The organism is Streptomyces sp. NPDC002130 (assembly GCF_040296465.1).
Lineage (GTDB): Bacteria > Actinomycetota > Actinomycetes > Streptomycetales > Streptomycetaceae > Streptomyces.
Genome location: NZ_JBEOXI010000346.1, coordinates 1 through 7,012, shown reverse-complemented (window position 1 = coordinate 7,012; position 7,012 = coordinate 1). Strand labels below are relative to the sequence as shown.

Annotated in this window: 8 protein-coding genes and 1 pseudogene; 4 read left to right on the top strand and 5 right to left on the bottom strand. The window is 71.5% G+C overall.

The features are described from left to right. Positions 1-211: pseudogene (locus tag ABT116_RS37745) on the bottom strand (tetratricopeptide repeat protein); the annotation flags it as partial. Positions 212-312: 101 nt separating this feature from the next. Next, positions 313-1,845, bottom strand: a complete 1,533-nt coding sequence (locus tag ABT116_RS37740) for a DUF4331 domain-containing protein (RefSeq protein ID WP_351643796.1) — start codon at positions 1,843-1,845, stop codon at positions 313-315. Between the two features lie 227 nt (positions 1,846-2,072). Between ABT116_RS37740 and ABT116_RS37735 the strand changes: the two genes are divergently transcribed. The 3 genes from ABT116_RS37735 (at position 2,073) to ABT116_RS37725 (ending at position 3,826) form a co-directional block, all read left to right on the top strand. Continuing rightward, positions 2,073-2,615 (top strand): sigma-70 family RNA polymerase sigma factor, encoded by a 543-nt coding sequence (locus ABT116_RS37735; RefSeq protein ID WP_104778577.1) that lies wholly within the window; start codon positions 2,073-2,075, stop codon positions 2,613-2,615. Beyond that, a complete protein-coding gene (locus tag ABT116_RS37730) occupies positions 2,612-3,433 on the top strand; it encodes an anti-sigma factor (RefSeq protein ID WP_351643789.1) in 822 nt (273 codons plus the stop codon). The genes ABT116_RS37735 and ABT116_RS37730 overlap by 4 nt, the downstream gene beginning before the upstream one ends. A 126-nt stretch (positions 3,434-3,559) precedes the next feature. Continuing rightward, positions 3,560-3,826, top strand: coding sequence for a hypothetical protein (locus ABT116_RS37725; RefSeq protein ID WP_033312817.1), 267 nt, complete (start codon positions 3,560-3,562; stop codon positions 3,824-3,826). A gap of 178 nt (positions 3,827-4,004) precedes the next feature. Here ABT116_RS37725 and ABT116_RS37720 read toward each other — a convergent pair whose 3' ends face one another. Together ABT116_RS37720 and ABT116_RS37715 are read right to left on the bottom strand one after the other, a co-directional pair. Beyond that, positions 4,005-4,787, bottom strand: a complete 783-nt coding sequence (locus tag ABT116_RS37720; RefSeq protein WP_351643783.1) for an ABC transporter permease — start codon at positions 4,785-4,787, stop codon at positions 4,005-4,007. Then, complete coding sequence (locus ABT116_RS37715) at positions 4,784-5,779, bottom strand: ATP-binding cassette domain-containing protein (protein ID WP_351643778.1); 996 nt, start codon at positions 5,777-5,779, stop codon at positions 4,784-4,786. Before ABT116_RS37715 ends, ABT116_RS37720 begins: the two co-directional genes overlap by 4 nt. A 63-nt stretch (positions 5,780-5,842) precedes the next feature. Here ABT116_RS37715 and ABT116_RS37710 point away from each other — a divergent pair, with 63 nt between their 5' ends. Further along, a complete protein-coding gene (locus ABT116_RS37710; RefSeq protein WP_351643772.1) occupies positions 5,843-6,559 on the top strand; it encodes a TetR/AcrR family transcriptional regulator in 717 nt (238 codons plus the stop codon). Between the two features lie 26 nt (positions 6,560-6,585). Here ABT116_RS37710 and ABT116_RS37705 read toward each other — a convergent pair. Then, positions 6,586-7,012: type ISP restriction/modification enzyme (locus ABT116_RS37705; RefSeq protein WP_351643765.1), on the bottom strand; the 427-nt coding region annotated here is incomplete at its 5' end.

The following is a 7,012-nucleotide window of genomic DNA, read 5'->3' as shown; positions in this document are numbered from 1 at the left end:
GCTGACCGGGGCCCGGCCCGGGCACGGTTTCGCCCTCGTCGGGGCGGGTCGCGGACGTGCCGTCGCTGTCGCCGCCGGTGCCGGAGTCGGCCTCCACCCCGGCGGCAAAACCACCACGCCGCCCCTCGGGCTCCGGGTGCACCGGGGGCGTCGACGGCGATCGGTCGTCGTCGTGGCGTCCCGGTGTGCTGTCGGTCGTACGCGGAGGCATGACCTCTCCTAGGTCGGGTGTGCTGGTGCGGAAGTCGGTGGCGCGGCCCGCGCCGTGGGGGATGTGGAACGGGCCGCGCCGGCCGGTGGGAGCGGAGCGGGTCAGTACGCCCGGTTCCGCATGCGGCGCCACCACATCAGGGCCGCGCCGATCAGGACGATGCCGCCCGCCCCGGCGCCCGCGGAGGCGGCCATCAGGCCCATGTCGTCCGAACCCTGCGCACCGGCCGGCTGGAGCGCGTCGCCCAGCTGGCTGCGGACGTCGTTGCCGCCGTCCACGCCCTTGGCGAGCGGGCCGCGCGAACCCTCCGTCGGCAGAGCCACGTACGGGAAGGCCTTCTCGAACTTCTTGTCGTTCTTGTCGACCGCGTCACCGAGGTCGTTCTTGGCACCGAGCAGCTCGCCCTCGACGACCTGGAGCGAGGCGTCGATCACGTCGTCGGTGAGGCGACGGCCGTTCGGGAAGCCCGCGTTGTCACCGTCCAGGACACCGAGCCGCTTGGGCTTGGCGGCCGGCTTGATGGACGTGTTGAGCCGCAGCTGCTCCGACGGCGTCACGTGCGGCGGCTGGTTGAGGTCCTTGACGCCCTTGAGGAAGACGTCGACCAGGTCGTTGCGCGGCTCGGCGGGCGCCGGGATCTTGTAGATCGCCTCGATGAGCTTCGGCAGCTCCGGGTTGGTGACGTTCTTCAGGAACTGGGCGTCGTCCCGCGGCGTGGACGCGTTGAACGTGTCCTTGTCCTTGATCGGGTTGACGACCTCGTTGACCAGCGGGTTGCCGAGGCGCGAGACCTGCGAGAAGTAGCCCTTGGCGTTCTTGCGCTGCGTCGTCGACCAGATGCCGACGACCGGCTGCTCGTGCGACTCGGCTATGAAGCTGTTGGGGACCTGCAGGGCGATCGAGTTGACGTTGTAGCCCTTGAGGGTGTCGTTGCCGACCTCGGAGAGGTTCCCGCCGTACAGCAGGTCGAAGACGCGCAGATCCAGGAAGAACGGGTCGTCGGCCTGCCCGGCGAACGTCTGGGCGCCTCCGGCGAGCTTGTGCACCGCCTGCTTGCGCAGGGCGCTGTAGTCCGGCATCGACGCCTTGCCGACGTTCGACGGCGCCACCGGCACGTCGTCGGCGACCTTGGTCTTCGACACGGCCTTCAGGTTCCGCAGCTTGATCAGTTCTAGGTCGTACGTCTGCGTGATGTTGAGGTCGGGGTCGTCGAGGCTCTCGACCGGGCCCGTGTTGTACAGGAAGGTCTTGTCGTTCTTCGTGTGCGTCTTGAACGTGTACCGGAAGAGCAGGTCTTCCTTCGCGTCACCGTTGCTGTCGATGCGCAGGTCGTACTGGGCGTCCTCGGCGAACGTGAAGAAGTTGGGCCCGCCGGCCGGTTCCTCGAAGGGGATCCAGTTCGCGACGATGGTCGTCGTGTCCGGCTTGTCCGGGCTGACGAACGCGTACACGTCGGTGTTGTCGTACTGCGGGGTCCCCGAGATCAGCGGGGCCTCGCGGTGGCTGGAGGCGGAGGCCTCCTCGGGTGCCAGCGCGGTCACACCGGCGGCCGCGAGCCCGCCGGCGGCCAGTGCGCCACAGATCACGGTCGCGATGCTCGCGCGTCCCGCACCGGTCCTGGAGATAGGTGTCATGCCGTCCGTCCTCCGTGCCAACTTGCCTGACACACGCCATTCGGAGCGGTCGGCGAAGCGGATTGGTCGAATCTCAAACGTTCTTACGGCGGATCGGGAAAGTTGTTTCATCGCCGGGCGACCCGCGTTTTCGGCGCGCTGATCCGTAACCCCGTCCGGAGGTGTGTGCGTTGCGAGTGCCTCGTGCGAGAGGACAGGCCCGGTGCGGGCTCGGAGAGGGGGACCGAGTGGAGGCGGACGAGCTGCTGCTGCTCGTGGCAGGTGGGGACCAGAAGGCCTTCGAGGACCTGTACGGACTGGTGTCCGGCCCGGTGTTCGGTCTCGTACGGCGTGTGGTGCGCGACCCCGCCCAGTCGGAGGAGGTGGCTCAGGAAGTGCTGCTCGAACTGTGGCGGTCCGCAGCGAGGTTCGACCCGGGCCGGGGCAGCGCGATGTCGTGGATCCTCACCCTCGCCCACCGCCGCGCCGTCGACCGGGTCCGCAGTGCCCGGGCGGCCGGGGAGCGCGAGCAGCGCGAGGCGCTGCGCGCGAACCAGCCCGCCTTCGACCAGGTCACCGAGGAGGTCGAGGCCGGACTCGAACGGGAATGGGTGCGCCGCTGCCTCGACCGGCTCACCGTCCTGCAGCGCCAGTCGGTCACCCTCGCCTACTACGAGGGCTACACGTACCGTGAGGTGGCCGAGCAGCTCTCCCTGCCGCTGGGCACCGTCAAGACCCGGATGCGGGACGGACTGACCCGTATGCGCGAGTGCCTGGGAGGTGTGGCATGAGCCTCTTCCGCCGCGAGGACCTGCACTCGCTCGCCGCGCCCTACGCGCTCGACGCCCTGGAGCCCCCGGAGCGGGTCCGCTTCCAGAAGCACCTCAGGGAGTGCGACCGCTGCGCCGCCGAGGTGCGCGCCCTGACCGAGGACGCCGTGCGGCTCGCCTGGTCCACGAGCGCCCCGCCCCCCGCCGCGATGCGTGACCGCGTCATGCTCGCCGTACGGACCACTCCGCAGGACCCGGCGCCGCAGGGGGCGGTGGCGCGCGAGCCGGCACGGGCGCGGGCGACGCAGCTGCCTCCGCACGTGTGGGGCGCCCAGCCGCCGCCGCGACAGCGGCAACGGCGCCGGATCCCGCTGTTCGTGCCCTTCGCCACGGCCACCGCCGCCGCGGCCCTCGTCGTCGCCTCGCTGTTCGCCGTGCAGGCGAACCGGGCCCAGGACCGGCTGACCGCCGAGCAAGATCGGTCACGTGAGATCGCCCACGTTCTGGCGGCCCCGGACGCCCGTGCGGGCAGTGGCCGGGACGTGCGGGGCCGCACCCTCGGAGTGATCGCTTCCGCCACGGAGGGGAGTGCGGTGGTCACCCTCGGCGGATACGACGCCCCGTCGGGCGGCCGCGTGCACCAGTTGTGGCTCATGCGCCCGGGCGCGCAACCACGCTCCCTCGGCCTCTTCGAGGGCGACACGCCCCTGGTCACAACGGGTTTGGGAATTTCCGCGACGTCACTGGCCGTGACCGTCGAGCCCGCCGGGGGATCGCCACAGCCCACTACCCAGCCGATCGTCCAACTCGCCCTGAAATCTGTTGGATTCGGAGAGTAATCGGAGATACATCGTCAACCCCCTTATGGGGAAGGTGAATCCTGTGACCGCGATACACGAGTGCCCGGACAGGGCGATAGGGTTAACCTGCCCGGGCCGGGTGGACTCGTACGGGTGGGGAGTGACATGGAACAGATAACAGTGCGCAGCAGGGCCAGGGTCCCTGCGATCACCTGCGGGAGCAGCGCGACCAGTTCGCGCCTCGACCGCCACCTCTCGGTGCTGGGCGGCCCCGCCGTCCCCCAGCGGGAGACGGTCGAGGCGACCTCGCTGATGCGGGAACTGACCGCGCGTCAGCCGCACGACCGCAGTGGCAGGGGTGCGCGTGTGCGTCGCGTCTCGCTCTTCGCGCCGCTGCGCCGACTGCGCCGCTCCCTGTTCGGCAGCAGGTAGGGGTCCGCGCTCGGGCGGTCACACTGTCACCGGCGCCGACGCTGCGACACTCGTCGTCCGTCATCCCCGCGGCACGCAGCGGCGCCAGGTGTGATCCCGAGCGCGGTACGCCCCCTGTCGGTGCCTCATCCCCGCCCGGCAGCGACCGGGGGCGACGTCCGCGGTCCAGGCCGCCCGTTCACCGCTCCCCGTGCGCGTACTGGCGCACGGCCAGCGGCACGAACACCCCGAGCAGCACGGCGCACCACACGATCGACCCCGCCACGGGGTGGGCCACCGGCCAGGCCGCCCCGTCGGGTACGGGAGCGTTCCCGAAGAGGTCTCGCAGGGCCGTCGCCACCGCGCTGATCGGATTCCACTCGGCGACCGTCCGCAGCCAGCCCGGCAGTCCGTCGGCCGGGATGTACGCGCTGGACAGCAGCGGCAGCAGGAACGTCGCGCCGCCGAGCTGACCGGCCGCCTCCTCGTTGCGGGTGAGCAGGCCGAGGTAGATCCCGGCCCAGGCGCAGGCGAAGCGGAACAGCATCAGCAGCCCGAGCGCCCCCACGGCTTCGAGCAAGCTCCCCTCGACCCGCCAGCCGACCGCGAGGCCCACCAGCAGGAACGGCACCGTCCCGAGGGCCGTGGCCACCAGGTCCGCGGCGGCCTGCCCCAGCGGTACGGCCGCCCGGCTCACCGGCAGCGTGCGGAAGCGGTTCGTCACGCCCCGGTGGGTGTCCTGGGCAGCCTGGAACATGCCGGCCATGATCCCGCCCGAGGCGGTCGCCACCAGCAGGCCCGGCACGAGGAACGACCGGTACGCCTCGCCCGGCACCGCCAGCGCGCTGCCGAAGACGTAGCCGAAGAACAGCAGCATGCTGATCGGCATCGTCTGGGTGAGGATCAGCAGCCCCGGGTTGTTGCGCAGCCGCAGCAGCTGGCGGCCCAGCATCGCGGTCCCGTCGTACGCCAGCATGCTCATGCGGCACGCTCCTTCTCGTCGGTCGTCCGGGTCGTCTCGGTCGTATCGGTGGTCCTGGGGGGCGCGGTCTCCGTCAGGCGCAGGAACACGTCGTCGAGGGTCGGCGGGCGCAGGCTCACGTCGAGCAGGGGCACGCCCGCCGTGTCCAGGGCACGCACCAGCAGCGGGATCGTGAGCGTCGGGTCCTTGCTGACCGCGCCGACGGCGTTGCGCTCATGGTCGAACGACGGCTGCGCGCCCGTCAGCCGGTCCAGCACGGCCGCCGCCTTCGCAAGGGTGTCCGCATCCGGCACGACGACCTCGGCGTGCGCCCCGACCAGCGACTTGAGCTGCGCCGGAGACCCGGTGTGCGTGACGCAGCCCCGGTCCACCAGGGCGATGTCGTCGGCCAGTCGGTCGGCCTCCTCCAGGTACTGCGTGGTGAGCAGCACGGTCGTGCCCTCGGCGGTCAGGCCGCGCACCACGTCCCAGATGAGGGTGCGGCTGACCGGGTCGAGGCCGGTCGTCGGCTCGTCCAGGAACAGCACGTCGGGGCGGCGGACCAGGCTCGCCGCGAGGTCCAGGCGGCGGCGCATGCCGCCGGACCAGGTGGACGCGGGGCGGTCGGCGGCCTCGGTCAGACCGAAGCGGTCGAGGAGCTCCGCGGTCCGTCGGGCCGGTCCGCGCACCCGGTACAGCCGGCCGAACAGCTGAAGGTTCTGGCGTCCGGTGAGGTCCCCGTCGATCGAGGTGTCCTGCCCGGTGACGCTGATCCTCTTGCGTACGGCGGCGGCCTCGCGGACGAGGTCGTGTCCCGCGACCCGGGCCGAGCCGGCGTCCGGCCGCAGCAGCGTGGTCAACAGCCCTACCGCCGTCGTCTTCCCCGCCCCGTTCGGCCCGAGGACCCCGCAGACCGTCCCCTCGGGGACCGCGAGGTCCAGCCCCCGCAGGGCGTGGACCTCCCCGAAGTGCTTCTCCAGACCTTCACTAAGTACAGCGTACGTAGAAGTCATGCCATGACCATAGCGCACTACGTACGCTGTACGTAACTAGGATGGTGGCCGAGGTGATGATCGATGGCTGGCCGAGCGGCCGTACCCGAAGTGATCTGGGCGCGCCCCGAGCGCACCGGCCGTGGGCCGAAACCGGCGTTCACCCGCGCCGACATCGCGGCGGCGGCCGTGCGGATCGCCGACGCGGAGGGGCTGGACGGGGTCACCATGCGGCACGTCGCCGCGGAGCTGGGCTGCGGCACGATGTCGCTGTACAACTACGTCCCCCGCAAGGAGGACCTGTACGAGCTGATGATCGACGCCGTCGGCGCCGAGCACGAGATGTTCGAGCCCACGGGCGACTGGCGCGCCGACATGCTCCGCAACGCGGCGGAGACGCGCGCCATCATGCACCGCCACACCTGGGTGCCGCGCCTGATGCCGGGGGTGTTCGGCTTCAGCCCCAACACCCTGCGCTACCTGGAGCACTGCCTGGCCTGCCTCGAACCGCTCGACGTGCCCGCCGGCACGAAGACGGAGCTGGTCGCGCTGCTCAACGGCGTCGTGACGACGTACACCGGGAACGACATCGCGACCGCCGAACGCACCCGCTCCATGCCGTGGACGGCCGAGGAGGAGAACGCCGTCCGCATGGCCTACCTGGGCAGCCAGATCGCCACCGGAGCGTATCCACGGCTGACCGCGGCCTTCATGGAGCAGAGCGGCCCGGTCGATCTGGAGGCGGTGTTCCGGCGGGCGCTCGAACGCGTCCTGGACGCCTTCGACCCCGAGCTGCGCTAGAGCGGCGTCCTGGACGCCGGGTGGTGCTAGAGCAGCGCCAGTTGCCCCTCGGGCCCCTCCTCGGGACCCTCCAGCACCGACGCCGGGCGGCGGGACCCGCGCGGCACCGGCAGGACGCCCGCCTCGCGCAGCTCCGTCGCCGTGACCGGGTCGGGGGCCTCCGGCCCCTCCAGGGGGCGCAGCTCGGCCAGGAGTGCGAGGACGGTGATCAGCTCCAGCAGCTCCGACGTCCAGGTCTGGGGCCAGGTGGCGGGACGGATCGCCGCAAGCGTGCCCGGCTCGGGGGCGGCGACACGCGTCGCGAACCACTCCTGAAGGACGCGCACCCCGCCCACCTCGAAGTCCCAGGCCTCCGGAGGCGCCGTTCCATGGGGCCTCCCGGTGGTTCCGTCCTGGGAGACGGGGTGATGGGGGTGGGGGTTCCATGGTCCGGACCCGGCCCGGCGGTGTCCG